Origin of the sequence: Ideonella lacteola, from assembly GCF_038066555.1 — a bacterium.
Taxonomy (GTDB): domain Bacteria; phylum Pseudomonadota; class Gammaproteobacteria; order Burkholderiales; family Burkholderiaceae_C; genus Ideonella; species Ideonella lacteola.
In genome coordinates this window covers 1-23,418 of record NZ_JBBUTG010000028.1, presented here as the reverse complement: position 1 = coordinate 23,418, position 23,418 = coordinate 1, and the positions used below count along the sequence as shown (strand labels likewise).

Below are 23,418 nucleotides of genomic sequence, written 5' to 3'. Positions count from 1 at the left end.
GTGGCGGCGGCGGGCGGGGCGCGGGCATTATTGGCCCGAGGCACACAGGCACGTCGTCAGTGCCTGAAACATTCATGGAGTTTGCGTGAAACCCGCCGCTCTGCGGTGACGCACCTCGGGTTTCACCCGGTGCTCGCTTTCCAGCTGAGCCAGGAATTCATCGGCGGTGAAGGGGGCGCCCAGCACGTCGGCCTGGCGCTGCACTGCGGCGAAATCGCCCGGCGCCAGCTCGTCCAGGGCCGACAACCGCTGCCGTTGTTCGTCGGTGAGGGCAGCGGCGTCGCTGCCCAGCGCCTCCGCGGTGAACATCGCCAGCCGCTGCTCCTGCTGCAGCGGCCTGAATCGCATCTTGAAGGTGAAGCGCCGCAGCGCAGCCTCGTCCAGGTCTTCGAACAGGTTGGTGGTGCAGATGAAGACACCCGGAAAGCGCTCCATGCCCTGCAGCATCTCGTTGACTTCGCTGACCTCGTAGTGCCGCTCGGCGTAGCGCCGGCTGCGCAGGAAACTGTCGGCTTCGTCGAGCAGCAGCACGGCTTCTTCGTTGGCCGCCTCGTCGAACATGCGAGCCATGTTGGCCTCGGTCTCGCCGACGAACTTGCTCATGATGTCGCTGGCCTGGCGCACCATCAGCGGCCGACCCAGTGCGCTGGCGATGTGCTCGGCCAGGGCCGTCTTGCCCGTGCCCGGCGGGCCGAAGAAGCACAACGCACCATGCGGACGGCGCTGCAGCGCCGCCACCACCTGTGGCACGCCGAAGCGCGACTCGACGTTGAGCAGGCCCAGGTCGTACTGAGTCACGCTTGCGCGGGCACCCCGTTCGCGCTGGTGGGCGCTGCCCAGCGCGAGATCGGCATGCGCCAGTTGCCGCTCGATCAGGCTTTCCACCTCGTCCGGGGCTCCGGCCAGCTCGGCAAACCGCGCTGCCGTGCGGATCTGGGCTGGCGTCAACCCACGCCGGCTGGACAGCCGGGTGACGAACCCTTCGCTGACCTGCGTGCCCGCCAGGGCCCGGGCCACCAGCGCCTCGCGCGCACCGGGCGGCGGCGACTTCAGCTCGAGGTGGTACTGGAAGCGGCGGCGGAACGCCGGGTCGATCTGCTCGATGCGGTTGGTGATCCAGATCACAGGCACCGGGTTCGCCTCCAGGATCTGGTTCACCCACGCCTTGCCACTCACGCTGGCCGACGACGCGCCATCGCCCGCATCGAGCCGTGCCATCAGCTGGGCCGTGTCGCTGGGGATGGCCGGGAAGACATCTTCCACCTCGTCGAACAGCAGGGCCACCCGGACGCTGCCCTTGAGGAACACCTGGCTGATCTGCAGCGAGCGGTAGCGGTCGCGGCCGGTCAGCGAGTTGCCGTCGCGGTCGGCGTATTCCACCTCGTAGAGCTCCAGACCGGCCGCCTGGGCGCAGACCTTGGCCAGCTCGGTCTTGCCCGTGCCCGGTGGGCCGTACAGCAGCACATTCACGCCCGGCGCCTTGCGCTCAACCGCACGCTGCAGCAAAGCGCACAGCACCTTCACCTCTTCGGCCACGAACTCGAAATCACCAGGCACGAGGCCGGTGCGCGGCGCGGGGCGGGTGAACACTGCCATCAGGTCGCTCGGATCGCGGTATTCGCGCATCAGCACCGGCGGCAGCTGTTCGCTGACCTTCATCAGATCGGCCAGATCGGTGATGTTGTGCTCCGAGATCAGGTTCTCGACCATGCCGATGCGCTCGAGCCGCGAGCCGGCGCGCAGCGCCTCGGCCACTTCGCGTTCGTCCACGCCTGCCACGTGCGCCAGCATCGCGAACGCCTCCTGGGCATTGGACACCTTGAACTCCACCAGCAGGCCGCGCAGCTCGCGCTGATAGCGCGCCAGCGTGCCGTACAGCAGCAGCGCGCGCTCGGCCGGATTCAGCTGCAGCAGTTGTGCCAGCGCGTCGATGTTTTTCTCGACCAGCGTCGCCTGCTTCTTCAGGTCGCGATCGAGCCACTCGGCGGTGGTGTTCAGCGTGGCCAGCAGATCCTTGGGCGCGTCCTTGATGTACTCGTCGATGTAGAAAAAGAGCGAGCCCTCTTCGTAGGGGCCGTGCCAGGCGCCGTGCCGGGCGATGAAGGCGTCGTCGGAGAGCTTCTCGTGGCCCGCCCAGTGGCTGTTCGAGATGCAACGGCGCTGCAGGAACGCGCGCAGCCGATGCAGCACCGCCGGCGGCCAGACGAGGTGACGCCCGGTCAGGCCGATCAGCCCGCCCCAGTCACGGCGCAGGTTCAGGCGCCCGGCCTGCGCCAGGGTGAGCGTCAACACGAAATGCGTGCACAGCCGATCCAGCACTGGCGCATCAGCCAGGCCGGGAGACAGCACCACGCGTGCATCGGCTAGACGCTTGACCACTTCGGCTCCTCCACCGGCGGCGGCCGCGTGCCTGCGCCGCCGCCGTCGAAGTGCCGTCGATCTTGGCGCAGCCGCCGCAGCAGGGCAAGCCCCGCCGCGCACCGGGGCGTTCGGGGCCGGTCAGTGCAGGATCAAGGGCTGCTGGGCCAACTGGGTGTAGCCGGCGATGTAGTCATCGATGTCTTCGGTGCTGGGCTCGCCGTCACCGGCGAGCGCTTCCACCCCTTCGCGGAAGCGTTCGGCCAGGGCGCCCTTGATGAAGATGCCCTTCTTGGCCGCCTTGTCGACGATTTCGTAGCCCCCGCGAACGACTTCGGCATGGCTGGTCGACGCCCCTTCGGCGCTGCTGCTGGGCATGTCGTCGGCCTGCTCCAGCGAGATTTGAACCACGGCGAAGCTGTCGGAGTTGTAGACCAGGTTCATGCGTTGAGCTCCTTGAACGGCGGGGCGAAGCAGGCCCCATGCCAAGCACATGGAGGCCGACCCGCCCGATTCAAGCCCTGAGATCGCCTCACGGGCCTGGGCCGCCCTCAGGGCGTGGACGGCGCAGAGGCCGCCGGTGGCGGCGGTAGGGGGCTGCTCAGCCAGTAGGCTTCGCTGAAGCGGCCGGGCACCTGGGTGAAGCGGATGCCCACCGGCAGATGGCCGGCCTGCCGGGCCAGCCACAGCTCGACACGCTGGTCGAACGGGGCGGCCGGCTCGCGCTTGAGGTGCACCACCGGAATCGGGCTGCCGCCCGGCTGCACCACCTCGTCGCCCACGACCTCGAAGCTCCATTCGTCGGCCACGCCACGCAGGGTGGCCACCTGGAGGCGGATGCGTTGCCCGCTGCGCAGGCCCTCCGGCTGGGCCTGTGCGATCGCCACCAACTGAAGCAATACGCTGGTCCGGTCCTGGCTGCCGGGATAGAGCGCGATCGCACGCGTCGAGCCGGAGAAGGTGATCACCCCCTGCTCGCGCTGGAAGTTGATGGCCCGCGTCTCCACGCCGCGCTGGCGCTCCACCATGCGCTGGGGCGCGAAGCCGGCCGAGTTGAAGAAGCCGCGCGAGACGTAGTCGTGCACCACCTTGCCCTTGATCTCGGCCGAAAAGCGGGCCACGAAGACGCCGCCCGTGCGCAACTCGTAGCTCAGTTGGCCGGTGCCGGCGTCGTCGCCGCGTTCGATGCGGTAGTCCAGCTTGAACGCCTGTTCCGGCCGCTGGGTGGTGTAGATCGGCGGGCGGCCGCCGCCGTCGACGTCCTGTTGACCCGCCACGGTACCCGGCACGGGCGCGGCCGTCACCATGTCGGGCAGCTCCACCGGGGAGTCGGTGCCCGACACCGGGTCCGGCGGCGGAGGGCCTGCCGCCCAGTCGATCGGGCCATCGGTGGGCGAGGGCGCTGCCACCGGGGGCTCCGCTGCCGGTGCGGGCTCGGTGGGTGCCGGGGCCGTCTCAGGCGGTGCGGGCGCTTCCTGCGGGGGCTGGGCGGCGGGCGGTTTCGCTGGCGTGGGTGCGGGCGTGGGTGCGGACGTGGTCGCAGGTGCGGCGGATTCAGGCGCCGCCGTCCCCTCGGGTTCGATCCGCGGGGCCTGCGCTGGCGGCAGCGTGACCAGCTGGATGGTCGGTGGCTCACCCGGTGTCCGGCCGATGGGCTGCTGAATCGGCCCGATCAACCACAGGTGTGCCCCCAGCACGGCCAAAGCCAGCCCGCCAACCTGCCCACGCCGGCGCCAATGGACCGCCGAGGGGCGGGCCGGCAACTGCGAGGAAACGGGAAAACCGAAGACGGGCCAGGGCATCGGCACAATGGTGCCATCAGTTCTGGCCGCCGATCGTGCGGCACCCGATCACACCCATGAAGCTCGCCACCTACAAGGACGGTTCACGCGACGGCCAACTGGTCGTCGTTTCGCGTGACCTCGCCACCGCGCACTACGCCACCGGCATCGCCACGCGGCTGCAGCAGGTGCTGGACGACTGGAACTTCCTGTCACCCCAGTTGCAGGACCTGACGACGACGCTGAACCAGGGCAAGGCCCGCCACGCCTTCCCGTTCGACCCGGCGATGTGCATGGCCCCGCTGCCGCGGGCCTATCAGTGGGCCGATGGCTCGGCCTACCTGAACCACGTCGAGCTGGTTCGCAAGGCACGCGGCGCAGAGATGCCCGAATCGTTCCTGGGCGATCCGCTTGTCTACCAGGGCGGCAGCGACGATTTCCTCGGCCCTTGCGACGACGTGCCGGTGGCCAGTGTCGATTGGGGCATCGATTTCGAGGCCGAGATCGCCGTGATCACCGGGGATGTGCCGATGGGCGCAACGCCGTCCCAGGCGTTGGAGGGGGTTCGGCTGCTGATGCTGGCCAACGACTGGACGCTGCGCCACCTGGTGCCCGCCGAGCTGGCCAAGGGGTTCGGCTTCTTCCAGAGCAAGCCCGCCACGGCTTTCAGCCCGGTGGCCGTCACACCCGACGAACTGGGCGACGCCTGGAAGGGCGGGCGGGTCCACCTGACGCTGCAGTCGAGCTGGAACGGCCGCAAGGTGGGCGTGGTCGAGGCAGGGCCGGAGATGAACTTCCACTTCGGCCAGCTGATCGCCCACATTGTCAAGACACGCCACCTGCGCGCCGGCGCGATCGTCGGCTCTGGTACGGTGAGCAACAAGGATGCCTCGCATGGCTACAGCTGCATCGCCGAAAAGCGGGCGCTGGAAATGATCGAGCAGGGTGAAGCCAAGACGGCGTTCATGCAGTACGGCGACACCATCCGCATCGAGATGAAGGGGCGCGACGGGCACAGCGTGTTCGGCGCGATCGAGCAAACCGTGGTGGAGCCGGCATGAAACGCCTGTGGGGTTGGATCATCGCGGCGCTGGCCGCACTCGGTGCCTGTTGGGCGGTGCCGGCGCAAGCCGCCCAGAGCTGCCCGCCGCAACCGGTGCCGCTGGCGGCCGACGAGGTGCAGCGCGGCATGCAGCAGGCGGTGGACCGTGGGTTTCTGTGGCGCGTCAGCAAGGGCGGCCAGGTGTCGTGGCTGTATGGAACGCTGCACGTGGCGCGCAAGCCGTGGATGTTCCCCGGCCCGCAGGTGCGCGACGCGCTGTCGGCCGTCGACAAGGTCGCGCTGGAGATGGATATGCTGGACCCGGACATCCAGCGCCGCCTGATGGCCGTGTTGGCGGCCGGGCCCGAGCAGCGCGCCTTGCCGCCGGTACTGCAGCGCCGACTGCGCGCGCAGATGGACAAGAACTGCGCCGGGCCTGAACTGGCGGGCTTGAAACCGGAGATGCAGGCCGTCACCCTCACCGTGATGGTGGGCCGCCAGGCGGGGCTCGAGCCGGCCTACGGCATCGACGGCTTCCTCGCCGGCTACGCGCGCGTGCTGGCCAAGCCGGTGCTGTCGCTCGAATCACCCGAGAGCCAGATCGGTCTGCTGTTGCAGCCCACCGCCGCCGAGACGGAAGAATTCGTCGACCACGCGCTGGCCGAGTTGGAGAGCGGGCGTGCCTTGCCCACGCTCGAACGCCTGGCCGAAGCCTGGGCCCGCTCGGACTTCAAGGAGCTGAGCAGCTACGCCGAATGGTGCCGCTGCGTCGATACCGAAGACGACCGCGCGTTGATGCGCCGCCTGATCGACGGCCGCAACGTCGCGATGGCCGATGCCCTGCAGCGCCGCCATGAAGCCGGCGAGCGGCTGTTCCTGGCCGTGGGGGCGCTGCACATGATTGGCGACCAGGGCGTGCCGGCGTTGTTGCAGGCGCGCGGGTTCGAGGTCCGCCGCATCGAGCCGGCGGGCGTGGCTTCGGCGTCGCGCTGAAGAAACACCCCGGTCCGCATGGGTTCGACCCGTAGCGCCTTGGCGGCGCCCCGGGCGTACCATCGTCGTCATCCCAGCAAGCGAAAAGGGGCGAGTGATGGCCGATGCCGCCGGTTTCACCAAGATGGTTCCGGGCTTCGATTTCCTTCAGGGCCTGGTGAAGAACGCTGGCGCCGCCCTGCCCAACATGGGTCAGTGGATCGCGCCGACGCTCAACCCGGAAGAGCTGGAAAAGCGCATTGAAGAACTGCGCACGGTGCAGTTCTGGCTGGAGCAGAACGCCCGCATGCTCGGCGCCACCATCCAGGCGCTTGAAGTGCAGCGCATGACCCTGTCGACGCTGAAGACGATGAATGTGCAGATGGGCGAGCTGCGCGACTCGATCAAGCTGAAGGTGCCGGAGGTCGAGCCGGAGGCCGACAGCGATGCCGACGACACCCCGGCCGCCAAGCCGGCCGGCAAGAAGGCCGCCGCCAAACGCGGCGCGAAGGCGGGGGCTGCCACGGTGGCCACCCCGATGGGCACGGTCGACCCGATGCAATGGTGGGGCGCTCTCACCAAGCAGTTCACGTCGCTGGCGGCCAGCACGTTGAAGGACAGCGCCACCGACGCGGCGAAGAACCTGGCCGGCGCGATGGTCAAGCAAAGCTTCGATGCCGCGGGCGAGACGATCAAGCGGGCGGTCGAGCTGGGCACGCAGGTGCCGGTGAAGGTGGCTTCCAAGGTTGCTGCCAAGGCGGTTGAAGGGGGCGTCAAGGCGGCAGGCCGCGCGGCCCCCGCAAAGAAGGCCCCGGCGAGGAAGCGCGCCTGATTCGGCCGCACCCATTCGGTCGCAACGTTGGTCTTCAGCCCCGATTCAGTTGGGGTTGCTACAGTCGCCGCCCATGTCTGCGATGACCGATCCTTCGTCTGCGGCCGAGGCCTTGCTGCCGACCTTGGCGCGTGCTGACCGCCAGCGCCAGGTGGTGGCCGCGCTGCAGGGCGTGCTGCCGGCGCATGCGTTGTTGTGGACCGACGAGGACACCACGCCCTATGAGTGTGATGGCCTGACCGCCTACCGGCAGCGTCCGCTGGCGGTGGCGTTGCCGGAGACCGAAGCCCAGGTGAGTGCGGTGCTGCGCACCTGCGCCGCCTTGAAGGTGCCCGTGGTGGCGCGTGGCGCCGGCACCGGGCTGTCCGGCGGCGCCATGCCTCACCCGATGGGAGTGACGCTGGGGCTGGCCAAGTTCAACCGCATCCTCAAGCTCGACAAGCTCAGCCGCACGGCCGTGGTGCAGTGCGGCGTGCGCAACCTGGCCATCAGCGAGGCGGCCGCGTCGCTGGGCCTGTACTACGCGCCCGATCCCTCCAGCCAGATTGCCTGCACCATCGGCGGCAACGTGGCCGAGAACTCCGGTGGCGTGCACTGCCTGAAATACGGCCTCACGCTGCACAACGTGATGAAGGTGCGCGGCTTCACCATCGAGGGCGAGCCGGTCGAGTTCGGTGGCGACGCGCTCGATGCGCCGGGGCTCGACCTGTTGCCGCTGATCGTCGGCAGCGAGGGCCTGCTGGCGGTCATCACCGAGGTCACCGTCAAGCTCACGCCCAAGCCCACGCTGGCGCGCTGCATCATGGCGAGCTTCGAGGACATCCGGCGTGCCGGCGATGCGGTGGCCGCGATCATCGCCGCCGGCATCATCCCGGCCGGGCTGGAGATGATGGACAAGCCGATGACCGCGGCGGTGGAAGACTTCGTCCATGCCGGCTACGACCTCAGCGCGGCGGCGATCCTGCTGTGCGAGAGCGATGGCACGCCGGAAGAGGTCGAGGAAGAGATCGGCCGCATGAGCCAGGTGCTCTCGGGTTGCGGCGCCACCCGCCTCGAGGTCTCGGCCAACGAAGCGCAGCGCCTGAAGTTCTGGAGCGGCCGCAAGAACGCCTTCCCCGCCTCGGGCCGGATCAGCCCCGATTACATGTGCATGGACTCGACCATCCCGCGCAAGCGCCTGGCCGACATCCTGATGGCGATCGCCGAGATGGAGACGAAGTACGGCCTGCGCTGCTGCAACGTCTTCCACGCCGGCGATGGCAACCTGCACCCGCTGATCCTGTTCGATGCGAACGATCCCGGCCAGCTCCACCGCGCTGAGCTCTTCGGCGCCGACATCCTGGAGACCAGCGTCGCGATGGGGGGCACGGTCACTGGCGAGCACGGGGTGGGCGTCGAGAAACTGAATTCGATGTGCGTGCAGTTCAGCCCGGACGAGATCGCCCAGATGCAAGCGCTGAAATCGGCCTTTGATCCCGACGAGCTGCTCAATCCCGGCAAGCTGCTGCCCACGCTGCAGCGGTGCGCCGAGTACGGAAAGATGCATGTCCGGCGCGGGCTGCTGCCCTTCCCGGAACTGGAGCGGTTTTGATCTCGCGTAAGGCCGCACTGTCTTCGACGCGCCATGATGGGTCGGCTCCCTGGAGGACGACCCATGAAGTGCATGTTCGCTTGGATCTTTTCGGCCACGGCTGTTTCGGCCGCCGCGGCGGACTTTCAACTCACCCCGGTCCAGTTGCCCAGTGGCTTGACGATGACCGGCACGGTGACGACCGACGGCACCGTCGGGCCCCTGACGCCGGCGCAGATCGTGGGCTGGCGCATCACGCTGCGCCGCACGACCCGCTACGACTACACGCCGGCGAACGCACCGCCGCAGAATGTGCTGGGGGTGGCGGTCACGGCCGATGGGCGCAAGCTGCGTGTCGCCGCGAGAGCGGATGGGGCGGGCGGTGCCCTGAGCTTCGGCACGGTGGCGCCCGAGGTGAGCGTGCACCTGGCCAACTACGCGGCCGGCTGGCCGCCGGGCATGGGCTTTGCGCTTTACCAGTACGGCGCCGACTTCGAGTACCTGGATCTGCCGGTCGACGCGCAGGGTTGGCGGGTGGTGGCGCGGGCGGCACCGGGCAGTGCCCAGTTCAAGGTGCTGCCAATCACCTTTGCCAGCGGTGCGACCGTGGCGGGCACCATCACCACCGACGGCAGCACGGGTGCGATCGGCGCCGCCCAGCTGGTGGACTGGCATCTCACCATGCGCCGCCACGAGGACGTCGTCTACTACCGCGATGCCACCGGGGCGAACAGCGTCGTCCTGCCGGCCAGCACGGGCTTGTCCACCGATGGCAGCCAGCTTTGGGTGGCGCGGCCGGGCGGCTACCTGGGCTTCGGCGTGGTGGCAGCGCCGCCCGCCCGTGGCCGGGGCGCGGTGCCGGCCGACTTCAGCGCGGGGGCGCCGCCCCGCGGGCAGGCGGGCTATTACGACCCCTTCGGGCTGGAGTACACCAGCCTCCGGTTCACCGGCAGCCTTTATCCGGTGGCGCGCGTGCAGCCCTGACCCGGTCTTGCCGGGCCGCGAGGTCGCCGGCATGGCCATGCAACGCGGGCCCGAGGAGGCGCCATGGTTGACCAGGCCCTCCAGACGATCGTCGAGGCGGTGCGCGAAGCCTCGCAGGCGCAACGTCCGTTGCGCATCCTTGGCGGTGGCACGAAAGACTTTCTCGGTGGCGAACCGCAGGGCGAGCCCTTGGATGTGAAGCCGCTGCGCGGCATCAGCGCCTACGAGCCGTCGGAACTGGTGGTCACCGTGCGCGCCGGCACCCCGTTGGCCGAGTTGGAGGCTGCGCTGGCTGAGAAGGGCCAGTGCCTGCCTTTCGAACCGCCGCGCCTGGGCGCAGTTTTGGGACTGCCGCCCCTGGGCGTAGTGGCCGCCGCCTCGGCGAATGGCGCTTTCCCCGGCACGGTGGGCGGCATGGTGGCGTCTGGCCTGGCAGGGCCGGCGCGGTCGGCCGTGGGCGGCGTGCGCGACTATCTCTTGGGCGCCACCCTCGTCAACGGCCGCGCTCAAGTGCTGAGCTTTGGTGGCCAGGTGATGAAGAACGTCGCCGGCTACGACGTCTCGCGTGCGCTCGCGGGCTCGATGGGCCAACTTGGGGTGATCGCCGAGGTGTCGCTGAAAGTGCTGCCGGTGGCACCAGCGCGGCAGACACTGCGTTTCGACCTCGACCAGGCCACCGCGTTGCGCCGGGTCAACGAATGGGCCGGCCAGCCGCTGCCGCTGTCGGCCAGTGCCTGGTGGGATGGCGCGCTGATCGTGCGCCTGCAGGGCGCCCGGGCGGCGGTCGCCTCCGCCACCCAGCGCCTGGGTGGCGAGCTCATCCCCGAGCACCTGGCCGATGGCTTCTGGAACGGCCTTCGCGACCAGCGCGATGAATACTTCGACCAAGCCCGCCAGGCCGTGGCCTCCGGTGCGCGTCTATGGCGTCTGTCCGTGGCCCCCGCCGCACCGCGCCTGGAGCTCGGAGGCCCCTTGCTCATCGAATGGGGTGGCGGCCAACGCTGGCTCGTCACCGACGCGGCGGCGCAGCGCGTGCGCGACGTGGCGGCCGAGGCGAATGGCCATGCCATGGTCTGGCTGGGCGACAAGTCGTGCGGCGCCTGCGCGCCGGTGCCCGCTGCCGAGCGTCGCCTCCAGATGGCGCTGAAGGCGGCCTTCGACCCGCACCGCCTCTTCAACCCCGGCCGCCTGGACAACCTGTGCTGACCCCTTCATCGTCATCGCCGGGCGAAGCCACGCCAGACAGCATGGCGGCCTACTACGCCCGTCGGGCGGCCGAGTACGACGAGGTGTATGCCAAGCCGGGGCGCCAAGCCGATATCCGCCGACTGGAAGCGGCGTTGCCGACGTGGTTCGAAGGTCGAAGCGTGCTCGAGATCGCCTGCGGCACCGGCTGGTGGACACCCCATGCGGCTTTGCGTGCCCTTCGTTGGCTGGCCACCGATGTGAACCCTGAGACCCTGGCGATCGCCCGGACACGGCGAATGCCGCCGGCGGTCAGCTTGCGCCGGCTTGACGCCTACACCTTCGAAGGTTTGGCCGACAACGATCGCTTCGACGCCGCGTTCGCCGGCTTCTGGTGGTCGCACATTCCGAAGGCACGGCTGGGCCCCTGGCTGCAGACGCTGCATCAGCATCTGCAGCCCGGTGCCCGGGTGGTCTTCTGCGACAACCGCGAGGTGCCGGGCAGCACGCGCCCGATTGCGCGCCGCGATGCCGACGGCAACACCTACCAGCAGCGCCCATTGGCCGACGGCAGTTGGCACGAGGTGATGAAGAACTTTCCCTCGCGCGACGAGGCGCTGGCCGTGCTCGGGCCCCGGGCGGTGAACCCGCGCTGGATCGACAGCACCTACTACTGGACCCTGGTCTACGACCTGATCTGACATGCAGACGCACCTGGCGCCCGAGTTCCAAGGCACGCCCGACGGTGAAGCGGCCGAGGCCATCCTGCGCAGTTGCGTGCACTGCGGCTTCTGCACCGCCACCTGTCCCACCTACCAACTGCTCGGTGACGAGCTGGACGGCCCGCGCGGCCGCATCTACCTCATCAAGCAGGTGCTCGAAGGCTCGGCGCCGACTCGGCAGACCCAGTTGCACCTCGACCGTTGCCTGACCTGCCGCAACTGCGAATCCACCTGCCCGAGCGGCGTTCGCTACGGCGAGCTGGTGGAGATCGGCCGACGCGTGGTCGAGGCCAAGGTCGAGCGCCCCACCGCGGAGCGTGCTACCCGGTGGCTGCTGAAGGAAGGGCTGCCGTCTCCCGCCTTCGGGCCGGCGATGACACTGGGCCAGTGGGTGCGCCCCTTGCTGCCCGAGGCGCTGAAGGCCAAGGTGCCGCCGCCGGCCGACGCGCTGGCCCACCGTTGGCCGACGCGCACCCACGCGCGCAAGGTGCTGATGCTGCTGGGCTGCGTGCAGCCGGCGATGATGCCCAACATCAACTCCGCCACCGCGCGGGTGCTGGATGCCGCCGGCATCCAGACGCTCGTGGCCGACGATGCCGGCTGCTGCGGCGCGATCCGGGCCCACCTGAACGACCACGAGGGCGGCCTGGCCGACATGCGCCGCAACATCGATGCCTGGTGGCCGTTGGTCGAGGGGCTCACCGATGCGGGCCGGGTCGAGGCGATCGTCATGAATGCTTCGGGCTGCGGCGTGACGGTGAAGGAGTACGGTCACGCCCTGGCCCATGACCCCCACTACGCGGAGAAGGCGCGCCGCATCAGTGCGCTGACCAAAGACCTCAGCGAGCTGTTGCCCGACCTGGTGCCGGCGCTCCAGCCGCGTCTGGCGGCGAGGCGCGGCCCCGACACCGCCCCGATCCCGCTCGCCTACCACCCACCGTGCACCCTGCAGCACGGGCAGAAGCTGCGCGGCGGCGTCGAGACCCATTTGGCGGCGCTGGGCTTCGATGTGCAGACGGCGCCGATGGAATCGCACCTGTGCTGCGGTTCGGCGGGCACCTATTCGGTGCTGCAGCCGGACCTGTCCACCCAGTTGCGCGACCGCAAAGTGAAGGCGCTCGCGCCGATTGCGGCCGACACCATCGTCTCGGCGAACATCGGCTGCATCCAGCATCTGCAGTCGGCGAGCACCCGTCCGGTCAAGCACTGGGTTGAAATCCTGGATGCCGCCCTGATCTGACGCCGCTCAGGTGTCGCGGCATCTCCGCGGCACGGGAGTCGGATGTGAGAGGATTCGCGCTGCGTTCAGCAGCATCGAGCGAGCAGGAGGGCCGATGAAGGGGATGATGAGCCTGTTGGAACGGGCGGGACTGGTTCGCCAGGACGGCCCGGCCGACGACACCGCGGCGCCGGAACCGGTCGCCGAGAGCAGCCCTGCGCCCGACGCACCCGGCCTGCCTGAGAGCAGCCCACCAGGGCCTCGCGCCTCGGCCGCGGGCATCGTCGCTGCCGAAGGCCAGTCGCTGGACCAGGTCTACGCGGCGGCCAACGTGCCACCCTGCCACTACCCCGCCGAGCGTTTGCTGCGACTGGTGGCTGGGCTGAATGCGATGGACGAGGCCATGCGCCGCCAGACGATCCATGCGATCGACGCGGCCGACGAGTCCTGGACGATCGACGATCCGCTCACCGACGCGGCGGCCAAGGTCAGCGCCATCGAGCAGCATGCCTCGGGCCTGCGCGCGGGCCTGGGCGAAGCCGAGCAACAGGCGCAGGCCGAACTGGCCGCGCTGCGCCAGCGCCAGGAGGCGGCGGTGGCTGAAGTCAAGCGCCAGATCAGCGACCTTGAAGCGCTGCTCACCCGCGAGGTGACCCGCGGTGCCCAGGAGGCCGCGGCGGTCGAATCGGCGCTGCAGGCCCGCAAGGAGGCCGTCACCCAGGAACTGGCGATGCTCTCCCGCACGGCCGCCGATCTGCGCGGCCTGATTGCGCAATTCAAGAACAACCTCACCTGACAAGGAAGCGGCAGGAATGGCTTACCAGATGACCGGCCTCACCAAGGGCCTTCTTCTGATCATCGGCCTGGGCCTCGTGGGCTCGATCGGCTGGAACTTCGTGCTGAAGGACAAGCTGAAGAAAGAAGGCATCACCGTCGCGGGCACCACCCTCGGGGGCGGTGGCAATGCGGCCAATGACACAGGCGGCGGCAACGCCAACGCCGGTGGCGCGGCGCCGGCTCGCCCGGCTGCGGCCGCCGGCGGCAAGCTGGGCAGCCCGGGCAACCCGCTGAAGGTCAGCATCGTGAGCTTCCACGGTTACGCGCCGGCGCTGGTGGCCAACGGCAACAGCCTGAAGACGCAGCCTGGCTCGATCTACGCCAAGCTGGGTGTGAACGTCGAGTTCGTCATCAACGACGACATCCCGACGCTGACCACGCTGTTCGAGGCCAAGACGGCCCAGTGCGCGTGGCGCACCTCCGACTTCTGGGCGCAGGAGCAACCCAACCTGCGCAACTCGGGCCACGATGGCCGTGGCGTGATGCTGGTCGACAACACCCAGGGTGGTGACGCGGTGATCGCGCGCGACAACAGCATTCAGAAGATCGAAGACTTGGCCGGCAAGACGGTCGCGCTGCTGCAATACACGCCGTCGCACGGCATGCTGATCGACGCGATCGACAACGCGTCGCTGACGGCGCGCCAGAAGAGGCAGATCAAGACGGTGTTCATCAAGCCCGAAGAAGGCACCGCTGGCGTGCGCGCGGCCTTCACCGCGGGCAACGTCGACGCCGCCGTGCTGTGGGACCCGGACCTCTCGCTGGCGCTGCGCGAGACCAAGGGTGCCCACGTCGTCTACTCGACCAAGACGGCCACCAACCTGATCTACGACATGATGGTGTGCGACCAGCGCGAGCTGGCCAAGCCCGAGAACGAGCCGGTGTTCCAGGCCTTCGTCGACGGCTGGATGGAAGGCGTGACGGCGGCGCGAGCCAATCCGGACAATGCCGTCAAGGCGCTGGTGGAGACCGAAGAGTTCTTCAAGCTGCTGGCGGCCAAGGAGGGCACGTCGTTCATCAAGTCGCTGTTCAACAACCTGTTGTGGACCGACCTGGCCGACAACGCCCGCATCCTCGGCCTGGCGGGTGGCGTGAACCACTACGAGCGCGTCTACGCCCGCTTCGACCAGATCTACCGTGGCGAGGGGTCGCTGGCCAACCCGAAGTCGCCGGTCATCCCGCCGCAGGACAGCATCGACCTGCGCTTCATCAAGAAGGCCTTGCAGCGCAACACCCAGGCGCAGGCCGAGGCCGTCAAGCCCACCGAGACCTTCACCGAGAAGGGCCAGGCGGCGGCCTTGGCGGCGCCGGCGCAGGTGACCAAGCCGGTGTCGGTGAACTTCGCGTCGGGCTCGTTCGAGCTGTCGAAGAAGGCGCAGCAGGTGATCGACAAGGAGATGGTGCCGTTCATCGAGAACAACGGCAGCGCCTACTTCGAGGTGGGCGGCAACACCGATTCGGTCGGGTCCGCCGGGGCCAACCAGGCTTTGTCGCTGGCCCGTGCCCGCGCCGTGGCCGACTACCTGGAAAAGCAGTGGGAAGTGCCCCGCGCCCGGCTCAAGGTCACTGGTTACGGCTCTTCGCGCCCGCTGTGCGACGAGACCCGCCCGGAGGCCGCGGACATGACGCTGGATGCCTGCCGTGCGCTGAACCGCTCGACCCGCCTCGCGGTCTTCAGCAAGTAAACATGAGCCATCCGAGTTGGACCGCCCGTCGGCGCGGCCTGCAGCGCCGGCCGGCGTACGCGTTGGACGAGGGGCTCCCCCGGCGAACCGAGCGCCGGGCCGCTCCCAAGCCGGCCCGCATCCCCCCGGGGGATCGGCCGACGTACGCGTTGGACCAGGGGCTCCACCGGCGGGCCGAGCGCCGGGCCGCTCCCAAGCCGGCCTGCATTCCCGCGGGGGATCGGCCAACGTACTCGTTGGACGAGGGGCTCCCCGGGCGGGCCGAGCGCCGGGCCGCTCCCAAGCCGGCCCGCATCCCCGCGGGGGATCGGCCAACGTACTCGTTGGACGAGGGGCTCTAATGACCGACTTCTGGAACCCCTACCGCGCCCTGCCTGTGTCGCAGCAGCGGCTGCTGGGGCTGGGCAGCATCGTGGTGGTGTTGTTGATTTGGACCTTGCTCTCGGCCTCCGGCTGGCTCAGCAAGAACCAGTTGCCGTCTCCGTGGGCGGTGGCCCAGGCGCTGGCCTATCTGGGCTGGTACGAGGGCCACAGCCAGCTGGCGGCGGCCACGCTGTGGTCGGTGGGTCGGGTGGCCACGGCCTCGGCCCTGGTCATCGTGATCGGCATCCCGCTGGGCGTTTTGATGGGGGCGTCGCCTCGCATCAATGCCGTCTTCTCGCCGCTGATCGACCCGTTCCGCTCGGCACCGGTGGCGGCGCTGCTGCCCATCATGGTGATGTGGTTCGGCATCGGCGAGTTCATGAAGATCGCCTTCCTGTTCGTCGGCTCGATCGTCTACCTCACCCCGCTGGTGCGCGATGCGATCCGCGCGGTGCCCGAGGGTTACCTGGTGAGCGCGCAGGACATCGGTGCCACGCCGTGGGAGTGCATCCGCAAGGTGCTGCTGCCGCTGGCGATGCCGCGCATCATGGACGCGATCATCGTCGGCGTGTCGGTGAGCTGGACGTACATCACCGTGGCCGAGTACGTTAACGCGCAAGAGGGCCTGGGGCAGTTGATCGCCAACGCCCGCCGCCTGAGCGCGACCGACCAGGTCTTCGCCGGCATCATCGTCATCATGGCGGTGGCCTTGCTCACTTACCAGGGCCTGATGGCGCTCAAGCGCGCGCTGTACAAATGGGAGACCAAGGAATGAGCGCGGTGCCCCCCGTGGCTGCGCCCGCGGCCGTGTCGAAGGCCAAGCCCCTGCTGGCCGCGACCGACATCGTGCAGGAGTACCTGCAGCCCGATGGCAAGACGCTGCGGGTGCTCGATGGCGTGTCGCTGAGCTTCGAAGCCCCGTCGATCAACATGCTGCTGGGCGCGTCGGGCTGCGGCAAGTCCACGCTGCTGCGCATGCTGGGCGGCGTGCGCCCGTGGAACGTGAAAACACCCACCTCCGGGCGGGTCGAGATCGACGGCGTTCCCTGTGAAGGGCCGCATCCCGACACGGTGATGGTGTTCCAGCACTACGCCAACCGGCCCGATCTCACGGTGTGGCAGAACGTCATGTACCCGTTCTCGTTCGCCGAGTGGAAGCGCCGGGTGCCGGAGAAAGAAGCGCGCGAGCGGGTTGACCAGATGCTGCAAGAGGTGGGGCTGGCCGACAAGCGCGACCAGTACCCGTCGCAGCTCTCCGGCGGCCAGAACCAGCGCGTCGCACTGGCGCGGGCGTTGGTGCTGCGGCCGAAGGTGCTGCTGATGGACGAACCCTTCGGCGCGCTGGATGCGCAGACCCGCAGCAACATGCAGTCGCTGCTGTGCAAGCTGCATGCGGCGCACCCCTGCGTGGTGGTCTTCGTCACCCACGACGTCACCGAGGCTTTGCTGGTGGGCGACCGTGTCATCGTGCTGTCAAGCCAGCCGGCCCGCATCATCGAAGACATCCACATCCCGCTGCGCCAGCCGCGCAGCGCCGATTGGCTGATGAGTGCCGAGGCGCGCCAGTTGCACGAGCAGATCGTCGGCCACCTGCGCGCCACGGGTGGTCGCGGCAACCTGCGGGTGACGGTGTGAAGGGCGCCCGGGCATGAGCGACGACGCCAAGCCTTCGTACTGGAAGGCGTTTCTCTGGCACAAGCGCAACCAGGCGCTGGTGCTGGGCGTGACGGCGGCTTCGGTCCTGGCTTCGTTTCCGTTCGGCAGCGATGCGCTGGTGCTCGGCCTGCTCGGCCTGGCCGCACTCGAGATGATCGGCCTGGCCATCGTGCCCGGCTTGCCGAACTTTCAGCTCGCGGTGAACGAGCGTGAGCGCCGTGAGCAGCGCGAGGCGCGCCGGGAGACGTTGCTGCGTGAGGTGCATGCGCACGGCGGCTCGAACCACCTGCGCAGCTTCGAGCAGATGTGCCAGCGCGTGGCGTCGCTCTACCGCACCGCCAGCGACAGCAGCACCAGCTTGACGGCACGCGAAGTCGAGCAATTGGACGATCTGACGCTCGATTACCTGCGCATGTGCCTGAGCGACGCCGTGCTGCGCAACCCGCAGAGCCACGAATTCGTGTCCAGCGTGAACCGCAAGCTGCGCGCCGTTGACGAGCGCCTGGACAGCGGCCGCCTCGATCAGGAAGAGCAGGTGCAGTTGCGCCGCGCCAAGGCCGAGTATGAAGAGGCGCTCGCGCGGCAGGCGCGCATCGCGTCGCGCCGCAGCGCGCTGGAGGCTACGCTGGTGGCGATGCCGGTGCGGCTGGAAGAGGTGTACCAGATGGTGATGAGCGCGCCACGGGACGGAAACATCAGCCAGTTGCTGGAAGAGTCGGTGTCCAAGCTCAAGCTGGCCGAACAGGCCGCGCTCGACATCGAGCGCCCCTACGAGCTGGCCAGCGTGGGAGTGGCGGCGGCCGAGTACGAGGCCGCCCAGGCGGCGGCGTCCCGCCGTGCCGTGGGCCAGCGCCATTGACCCCCATGCACCCATATTGATACCCAGGTGCCGCCGGACCGGCGGCGTTGTTCAGACAAGCAGAGGAAGCGAGACCGAGACCATGGCCAACAACGCAATCATGAGCCGCCTTTGGAACCTGTGGACCGGGTTCGTGGCACTGTGGGTGACCGATATCGAGAAGGAGCACCCGGAGATCGCCTACCAGAACTCGATCGCGTCGATGACCGAGAAGTACACCAAGCTCAAGCAGGCATCGGGCCGCATCATCGCCCGCCGCCTTGATCTGGAAGGCCGGCTGCAGACGGCCAAGGCCGAGCTGTCGCAGGTGTCGACCCAGCTCAACACCGCGTTGGCGACCAACCAGGACGACCTGGCCATGGTGCTGATCCAGAAGAAGAACGCGCTGGACGAAGACATCAAGGGCCTCGAGGCCGACTTTGCTGAAGCCGACAAGGACGCCGAGGAAGCCAAGGCCTCGCTGCTCGACATGAAGGGCGAGATCGATCGCCTGAAGTCCGAGAAGGACCGCATGATCGCCAAGTTCCAGAGCGCCCAGGCCCGCATCAAGATCCAGGAATCGCTCGATGGTCTGTCGATCGACGCCGAGGTGCAGGCGCTGGCGGGCGTGCGCGAGCACATCAAGGGCCGCGTGGCCGAAGCCAAGCTCGGTTCCGAGCTGCGCGAGTCCGATCTGGACCAGCGCCTGAAGTCGCTCAACCGCAGCGCCGGCGCCGTCACCGCGCGCGCGCAGCTCGAGCAGATGAAGAAGGCGATGGAGGCGAACAACGCCGCAGGCGGCAAGAGCTTGTGAGCCCCCGCGCTCCCTTCCGGCCCAAGGAGCAGTTGAGATGCCCGAGTTGAACGCCGCCGGCGCCCGCAAGCCCGAGCTGCCCAGCTGGGCGCACGAGTTGCGCGAGAAGTACCTCGCGGGCGAGGCGTCCACCTTCGTGCTCTACCGCAACGTCTTCGACAGCTTCTTGATCGGCGGTCAGTTCGTCGACCTGAAGGCGTTCCTGACCGGCTCGTTCGTGCAGGAGACCAAGCCCACGGTGGTGGAGGTGTCGGCCGAGTTCGGAGTTCAGTGTCTGAAAGGCCTGGTCGAGCTGGACCAGGCGGGCGACCTGATGGCGCAGCTGCACAGCCTGGAGCGGCATCTGCGTCAGAACCACGGCACGGCGGTGTTCGTGCCGTATGCGGATGCGCTGATGCCGGGCGAGGAGGCGGGCTTTGTCTCGTCCGAAGACCGCAAGGTCGGCAACCTCTTCCACCGCTGGTCGCTCGATCGCCAGCTCAACACCTCGGACAACATCACCTTCATCGTGGTGGAGACGCTGGGGGCCTTGAACCAGAGCCTGCTGAACAACCCGAAGGTGGCAGCGATCGAGGTGCCGATGCCGGACGACGCGGCGCGGGTTCAGATCGTGCGGCACCTGGCCCCGAAGCTGGGTGACGCGCAGGTGCGCCGTTATGCGGAGCGCCTGGCCGGCTTGCGCGCGGTGCAGATCGAGAGCCTCATGCGCGCCAGCGGCAACAGCGCGATGGGCGAGGCTGATCGCGAGGCGCTGATCCTGCAACTGCTGGCCGGCCAGCCCGACGCCGCCGAGCGTGCCAAGCGCTTTGCCGGCATCACGGCCGGCATGACGGCCGACGAGATCGTCAAGCTGGTCGAGCCCACCCGGAGCGTGCCCTCCACCGATCTCGACGAAGACGTGCTGCGGCTGATCCACGCCCGCAAGCGCGAGCTGATCGAGAAGGAGTGCGCAGGCCTCATCGAGTTCGTCGAACCGAAGCATGGCCTGTCGGCGGTGGGCGGCTGCGCCCACATCACCGGCGAGCTGATGGAGATCGCCCGCTCGCTGCGCGAAGGTGACAGCAAGCTCACGCCGATGGGCTTGCTGGCCGTCGGCCCGATGGGCGCCGGCAAGACCTTCGTCATCAAGGCCTTCCTGAAAGAGGCCGGCTTGTCGGCGGTGGCGCTGAAGAACTTCCGCTCGAAGTGGGTCGGCTCGACCGAGAAGAACCTCGAGCGCGTGCTGGCCACCGTCAAGGCCATGGGCCCGATCGCGGTGCTGATCGACGAAGGCGACCGCAGCTTCGGCAACTCGGGCGGCGAGGGCGGCGACGAGGGCACCAGCTCACGCGTGATCGCGCGCTTGAAGGAGTTCATGTCCGACACGGAGAACCGCGGCCAGGTGCTGTTCGTCATGTTGACCAACCGTCCGGACAAGCTGGACACCGACATCAAGCGGCCCGGTCGCATGGACCGCAAGATCCCCTTCTTTTATGCCGAGACGGCGGCCGACCGCGCGGCCGTCGTGCGCGCCGTGGTGCGCCGCTACGACGCGAACCTGGCGTGTGACGAAGCGGGCACGACGGCGCTGTGCGACAGCCTGGCCGGCTACTCGAACGCCGACCTCGAGGCCCTGACCTTGCTGGGCCTCGAATTCCGCGAGCGCGAACCTTCGCTGAGCCTGCTCGAGGCCTTGCAGCGGGCGAAGGACGACTTCATGCCCCCGCAGGAGCGCGACATGATCCACTTCATGGAGCTGCTCGCTGTCTCCGAAACCTCGCGTCGGTCGCTGTTGCCGGCGCGTTTCCAAGGCCTCACCCTCGACGACATCCAGGCCCAGCTGCGCACGGCGCGCCAGCGTGCGCTGGGCCGTTGAGCCCCTTTCACGATCGCTGATTTCCAAGGAGCTGCCTGTGAGCATCCAGAACGACACCCTGACCCCCGCCCAAGTCTCGGCGCTGGCCGCCTCGATGCTGGCCGTGGCCCACGTCGACGGCGTACAGCCGGCCGAAGAGGCGCTGATTCGCAAGTTCTACAGCGAGTCCGCGGGCGCCGGCCTGCCCGCCTTCGAACAAATCGGCCACACCCATGCGCAGGCCGGTGAGTTGCTGGCGGCCGCCGGGGGCGACGCAGACTTTGCCGAGCAACTGGTGCTGATGTGCTTCATGACCGGCTACGCCGATGGGCACCTGAGCGACGCTGAGCGCGAGTTCGTGCTGGGCCTGGCTCGCCAGGCCAGCGTGAGCGAGGCGCGCGCCGGCGAACTGCTGCAGCAGGTGAAGGACACGCTGATCGGCTCGCTGGCCCACCTGCCCGATGCCGAATCGGTGGCGGCCCTGTCCAAGTCCCTTTGATCGTTGACGCAGCCGGAGCGGCCCATGACCCAGGTTTCAGATGCGGGCGCCCCGGCGGCCCTGGTCAACGAGGCCACGCTGCGCGCGCTGGTCGATTTCGAAGCGGCCCAGCAGCGTGTGCGCGATCGCTTGGCCCCGTTGGCCGACGGCGAATCACTGCTGCGCTTCTTCGTTCACTACGCGTCGTGGAACGGTCACTTCGCCAACGGCGTGTCGGCACTGTCCAGCCTTCTGGGCAGCAGCCGGCAGCTGTTCCGTGAAGCGGGCTTTCCGCGCGCGGTGGCCGATCGCAGCAACTTCATCGCCAGCTACTTCTTCGATGCGGCGCGCGACGAGTACGACGATCACATCAACCCCGCTCGCGACAGCCACCGGTGCATGGCCCAGGCGGCGCTGATCAGCATGAAGAACTTCTTCAGCCTGCCCGAAGCGATGCTGGAGGAAGACGAGCCGACGGAATTGGTGGCGGTGAACGACGGCGTGCTGGCCGGCTACACCGGACAGCCGGCGGCGGGCGACGGCCGGGCGGCCCAGGCCTTCTGGGGCATCGGCTATCACCTGGGCTCCGAACTGCTGGCCGACCAGGAGTTCTCGCTGATCGACGAGCACCTGCGCCAGCACCAGCCGGCACTCGTGCACCACCTGATGCGAAGCACCGTGCAACTGGCCGGCGGTACCCACCGCTGCTATGCCTGGGTGGGCGTGCACAGCGGCCATGGCGGCGGCGTCGAGGCCGATCACTTCGACTATGCGCTCGAAGGTGCCCACAGCGCGCTGCGCTTTCTGGTGGGCACGGATACCGCCTCGGCGGTGCAGGCCTTGCAGCGCGGCTTCCAGGCGTTCGAGCGCGACCACGCGCGCTTCTTCCGCATTGGCGCCTGAAGCATCGGCGCCCGAAGCCTTGGGGTCTGAAGTCTTAGGGCCTGAAGTCTTGAGGCCTGAGTGGCGCCGCACAGGGTGTGCCGCGTGCGGCACACCCCGGCCGCCCGTCAGGGCTTGGGCAGCGAGTCGAGATAGGCCCGGTGCTGGGTCGAGAACTCGTAGTTGTTGTAGCGATCCCAGTTGATCGACCAGGTCATCAGGCCCTTGAGTGCCAGTGAGTGGGTGCGCGGGGCATAGCTGCCGCACTGCTGCAGCTGCGTCAGGCAGTTGAACGCCGCCTGCACCTCGGACACGCTGGTGAACCCACCGCCCGCGTTGCCGCTGGCCGGCAGGCCGATCGAGACCTGGTCAGGCCGCAGCGGCGGGAAGTTGAACGACGTGCCCGACACCGTGAAGCCGGTGATCAGCATGTCGGTCATCGCGATGTGGAAGTCCGCGTTGCCCATCGTGTGGTACTGGTTGTCCAGCCCCATGATGGGTCCCGAGTTGTAGTCCTGCACGTGCAGCATCGTCAAGTCGTTGCGCAACGCATAGATCACGGGCAGGTAGGCGCCGGCACGGGTGTCGCAGCTCAGGCAGGTGCCGCCGTAGAAGCTGTAGCCCAACTGCACGAAGAAGGTCTCGGGGGCCATCGTCAGCACGAACTTGGCGCCGTACTTGGCCTTCAACTGCTTCAGCGCGCTGATGAGGTTGACCACCACCGGCGTCGTCGGGTTGGCCACGTCCTTGTCGCCGCTGTTGAGCTGCAGCGAGTGGCCCTCGAAGTCGACGTCCAGGCCGTCCAGGCCCCACCGGTCGATGATGGCCGAGACCGAGTTGACGAACGCGGTGACGGCCGAGGCGGATTCCAGCCGCACCTGGCCGTTGGCGCCGCCGATGGAGATGAGCACCTTCTTGCCCTTGGCCTGCTTGGCCTTGATGGCGGCCAGGAAGTCGGCATCGGACTCGACGTTCGGGCATTCGCTGGCCGGGCAGCGCTTGAACACCACTTCGCCTGAATTGGCCGAGGTGGGCTCGGCAAACGCCAGGTCGATGAAGTCCCAGTTGTCGCTGACATCGGCCATGCGGATGTAGCCCGAGCCATTGGCGAAGCTGGCGTGCAGGTAGCCCACCAAGGCGTGGCCGCCGCTGGGGGGCGGGGGCGGCGTGTCGCAGGCCTTGGTCTTGGTCCAGGGCTCGCCGCTGCCCTTCTTGCCGTGGTGGGTGGCAGGGTCTTCACCCTGCGTCTTGGTCAGCGCCTTGTAGCCCTGACCCGCTTCGGTCACCAGGGCGCCCTTGGCGTACTTCACCGAGGCCTGCCAGGCGTCGCACGTGCCCGGAGGTGGCGGTGGCGGGGGCGGTGGGG

Annotated in this window: 21 protein-coding genes; 17 read left to right on the top strand and 4 right to left on the bottom strand. The window is 68.5% G+C overall.

Features of this window, described 5'->3' with window-relative positions; translation table 11 throughout:
* Positions 1-72: 72 nt before the first annotated feature.
* From AACH06_RS26445 to AACH06_RS26435, 3 genes are all read right to left on the bottom strand, one after another.
* Positions 73-2,379, bottom strand: a complete 2,307-nt coding sequence (locus AACH06_RS26445; RefSeq protein ID WP_341428812.1) for an ATP-binding protein — start codon at positions 2,377-2,379, stop codon at positions 73-75.
* Between the two features lie 120 nt (positions 2,380-2,499).
* Complete coding sequence (locus AACH06_RS26440; RefSeq protein WP_341428811.1) at positions 2,500-2,802, bottom strand: BTH_I0359 family protein; 303 nt, start codon at positions 2,800-2,802, stop codon at positions 2,500-2,502.
* 107 nt (positions 2,803-2,909) lie between these two features.
* On the bottom strand, positions 2,910-4,160 hold the full coding sequence (locus AACH06_RS26435) for a DUF3108 domain-containing protein (RefSeq protein ID WP_341428810.1): 1,251 nt from the start codon (positions 4,158-4,160) through the stop codon (positions 2,910-2,912).
* A 56-nt stretch (positions 4,161-4,216) separates the two neighbouring features.
* Between AACH06_RS26435 and AACH06_RS26430 the strand changes: the two genes are divergently transcribed.
* The 17 genes from AACH06_RS26430 (at position 4,217) to AACH06_RS26350 (ending at position 22,073) form a co-directional block, all read left to right on the top strand.
* Positions 4,217-5,200, top strand: a complete 984-nt coding sequence (locus AACH06_RS26430; RefSeq protein ID WP_341428809.1) for a fumarylacetoacetate hydrolase family protein — start codon at positions 4,217-4,219, stop codon at positions 5,198-5,200.
* A complete protein-coding gene (locus AACH06_RS26425) occupies positions 5,197-6,174 on the top strand; it encodes a TraB/GumN family protein (protein ID WP_341428808.1) in 978 nt (325 codons plus the stop codon). The genes AACH06_RS26430 and AACH06_RS26425 overlap by 4 nt, the downstream gene beginning before the upstream one ends.
* A gap of 97 nt (positions 6,175-6,271) precedes the next feature.
* Positions 6,272-6,985 (top strand): PhaM family polyhydroxyalkanoate granule multifunctional regulatory protein, encoded by a 714-nt coding sequence (locus AACH06_RS26420; protein ID WP_341428807.1) that lies wholly within the window; start codon positions 6,272-6,274, stop codon positions 6,983-6,985.
* An 82-nt stretch (positions 6,986-7,067) separates the two neighbouring features.
* Positions 7,068-8,576, top strand: a complete 1,509-nt coding sequence (locus AACH06_RS26415; RefSeq protein ID WP_423222088.1) for an FAD-linked oxidase C-terminal domain-containing protein — start codon at positions 7,068-7,070, stop codon at positions 8,574-8,576.
* 63 nt (positions 8,577-8,639) lie between these two features.
* Positions 8,640-9,539 carry a hypothetical protein gene (locus tag AACH06_RS26410; RefSeq protein ID WP_341428805.1) on the top strand — a complete coding sequence of 300 codons (900 nt, stop codon included), beginning with the start codon at positions 8,640-8,642 and terminating at the stop codon, positions 9,537-9,539.
* Between the two features lie 63 nt (positions 9,540-9,602).
* On the top strand, positions 9,603-10,745 hold the full coding sequence (gene glcE, locus AACH06_RS26405) for a glycolate oxidase subunit GlcE (RefSeq protein WP_341428804.1): 1,143 nt from the start codon (positions 9,603-9,605) through the stop codon (positions 10,743-10,745).
* A complete protein-coding gene (locus AACH06_RS26400) occupies positions 10,739-11,425 on the top strand; it encodes a class I SAM-dependent methyltransferase (protein WP_341428803.1) in 687 nt (228 codons plus the stop codon). Before glcE ends, AACH06_RS26400 begins: the two co-directional genes overlap by 7 nt.
* Before the next feature lies 1 nt (position 11,426).
* Positions 11,427-12,686: a glycolate oxidase subunit GlcF gene (gene glcF / locus AACH06_RS26395; RefSeq protein WP_341428802.1), complete on the top strand. Its 1,260-nt coding sequence runs from the start codon at positions 11,427-11,429 to the stop codon at positions 12,684-12,686.
* A gap of 106 nt (positions 12,687-12,792) precedes the next feature.
* Positions 12,793-13,461, top strand: a complete 669-nt coding sequence (locus AACH06_RS26390) for a methyl-accepting chemotaxis protein (RefSeq protein ID WP_341428801.1) — start codon at positions 12,793-12,795, stop codon at positions 13,459-13,461.
* A gap of 16 nt (positions 13,462-13,477) precedes the next feature.
* Positions 13,478-15,187 carry an OmpA family protein gene (locus AACH06_RS26385; RefSeq protein WP_341428800.1) on the top strand — a complete coding sequence of 570 codons (1,710 nt, stop codon included), beginning with the start codon at positions 13,478-13,480 and terminating at the stop codon, positions 15,185-15,187.
* Between the two features lie 340 nt (positions 15,188-15,527).
* Positions 15,528-16,325 (top strand): ABC transporter permease, encoded by a 798-nt coding sequence (locus tag AACH06_RS26380; RefSeq protein ID WP_341428799.1) that lies wholly within the window; start codon positions 15,528-15,530, stop codon positions 16,323-16,325.
* Positions 16,322-17,185 carry an ABC transporter ATP-binding protein gene (locus AACH06_RS26375; protein ID WP_341428798.1) on the top strand — a complete coding sequence of 288 codons (864 nt, stop codon included), beginning with the start codon at positions 16,322-16,324 and terminating at the stop codon, positions 17,183-17,185. Before AACH06_RS26380 ends, AACH06_RS26375 begins: the two co-directional genes overlap by 4 nt.
* A gap of 13 nt (positions 17,186-17,198) precedes the next feature.
* The gene (locus AACH06_RS26370) at positions 17,199-18,065 is read left to right on the top strand and encodes a hypothetical protein (protein ID WP_341428797.1); all 867 of its coding nucleotides are present in this window, start codon (positions 17,199-17,201) and stop codon (positions 18,063-18,065) included.
* A gap of 100 nt (positions 18,066-18,165) precedes the next feature.
* Positions 18,166-18,858: a PspA/IM30 family protein gene (locus AACH06_RS26365; protein WP_341428796.1), complete on the top strand. Its 693-nt coding sequence runs from the start codon at positions 18,166-18,168 to the stop codon at positions 18,856-18,858.
* 37 nt (positions 18,859-18,895) lie between these two features.
* Complete coding sequence (locus AACH06_RS26360; RefSeq protein WP_341428795.1) at positions 18,896-20,713, top strand: AAA family ATPase; 1,818 nt, start codon at positions 18,896-18,898, stop codon at positions 20,711-20,713.
* A 37-nt stretch (positions 20,714-20,750) separates the two neighbouring features.
* The gene (locus AACH06_RS26355; protein ID WP_341428794.1) at positions 20,751-21,191 is read left to right on the top strand and encodes a tellurite resistance TerB family protein; all 441 of its coding nucleotides are present in this window, start codon (positions 20,751-20,753) and stop codon (positions 21,189-21,191) included.
* Positions 21,192-21,215: 24 nt separating this feature from the next.
* Positions 21,216-22,073, top strand: a complete 858-nt coding sequence (locus AACH06_RS26350) for a hypothetical protein (protein ID WP_341428793.1) — start codon at positions 21,216-21,218, stop codon at positions 22,071-22,073.
* 107 nt (positions 22,074-22,180) lie between these two features.
* Here the strand turns inward: AACH06_RS26350 and AACH06_RS26345 are convergent.
* On the bottom strand, positions 22,181-23,418 hold a 1,238-nt coding region (locus AACH06_RS26345), incomplete at its 5' end, for a glycosyl hydrolase family 18 protein (RefSeq protein WP_341428792.1).

Excerpts from the sequence above, each read along its gene's own strand:
- AACH06_RS26440 (WP_341428811.1), bottom strand. The coding sequence starts at position 2,802 with ATGAACCTGGTCTACAACTCCGACAGCTTCGCCGTGGTTCAAATCTCG.
- AACH06_RS26435 (WP_341428810.1), bottom strand. The coding sequence starts at position 4,160 with ATGCCCTGGCCCGTCTTCGGTTTTCCCGTTTCCTCGCAGTTGCCGGCC.
- AACH06_RS26430 (WP_341428809.1), top strand. The coding sequence starts at position 4,217 with ATGAAGCTCGCCACCTACAAGGACGGTTCACGCGACGGCCAACTGGTC.
- AACH06_RS26425 (WP_341428808.1), top strand. The coding sequence starts at position 5,197 with ATGAAACGCCTGTGGGGTTGGATCATCGCGGCGCTGGCCGCACTCGGT.
- AACH06_RS26420 (WP_341428807.1), top strand. The coding sequence starts at position 6,272 with ATGGCCGATGCCGCCGGTTTCACCAAGATGGTTCCGGGCTTCGATTTC.
- AACH06_RS26415 (WP_423222088.1), top strand. The coding sequence starts at position 7,068 with ATGACCGATCCTTCGTCTGCGGCCGAGGCCTTGCTGCCGACCTTGGCG.
- AACH06_RS26410 (WP_341428805.1), top strand. The coding sequence starts at position 8,640 with ATGAAGTGCATGTTCGCTTGGATCTTTTCGGCCACGGCTGTTTCGGCC.
- glcE (WP_341428804.1), top strand. The coding sequence starts at position 9,603 with ATGGTTGACCAGGCCCTCCAGACGATCGTCGAGGCGGTGCGCGAAGCC.
- glcF (WP_341428802.1), top strand. The coding sequence starts at position 11,427 with ATGCAGACGCACCTGGCGCCCGAGTTCCAAGGCACGCCCGACGGTGAA.
- AACH06_RS26390 (WP_341428801.1), top strand. The coding sequence starts at position 12,793 with ATGAGCCTGTTGGAACGGGCGGGACTGGTTCGCCAGGACGGCCCGGCC.
- AACH06_RS26385 (WP_341428800.1), top strand. The coding sequence starts at position 13,478 with ATGGCTTACCAGATGACCGGCCTCACCAAGGGCCTTCTTCTGATCATC.
- AACH06_RS26380 (WP_341428799.1), top strand. The coding sequence starts at position 15,528 with ATGACCGACTTCTGGAACCCCTACCGCGCCCTGCCTGTGTCGCAGCAG.
- AACH06_RS26375 (WP_341428798.1), top strand. The coding sequence starts at position 16,322 with ATGAGCGCGGTGCCCCCCGTGGCTGCGCCCGCGGCCGTGTCGAAGGCC.
- AACH06_RS26370 (WP_341428797.1), top strand. The coding sequence starts at position 17,199 with ATGAGCGACGACGCCAAGCCTTCGTACTGGAAGGCGTTTCTCTGGCAC.
- AACH06_RS26365 (WP_341428796.1), top strand. The coding sequence starts at position 18,166 with ATGAGCCGCCTTTGGAACCTGTGGACCGGGTTCGTGGCACTGTGGGTG.
- AACH06_RS26360 (WP_341428795.1), top strand. The coding sequence starts at position 18,896 with ATGCCCGAGTTGAACGCCGCCGGCGCCCGCAAGCCCGAGCTGCCCAGC.
- AACH06_RS26350 (WP_341428793.1), top strand. The coding sequence starts at position 21,216 with ATGACCCAGGTTTCAGATGCGGGCGCCCCGGCGGCCCTGGTCAACGAG.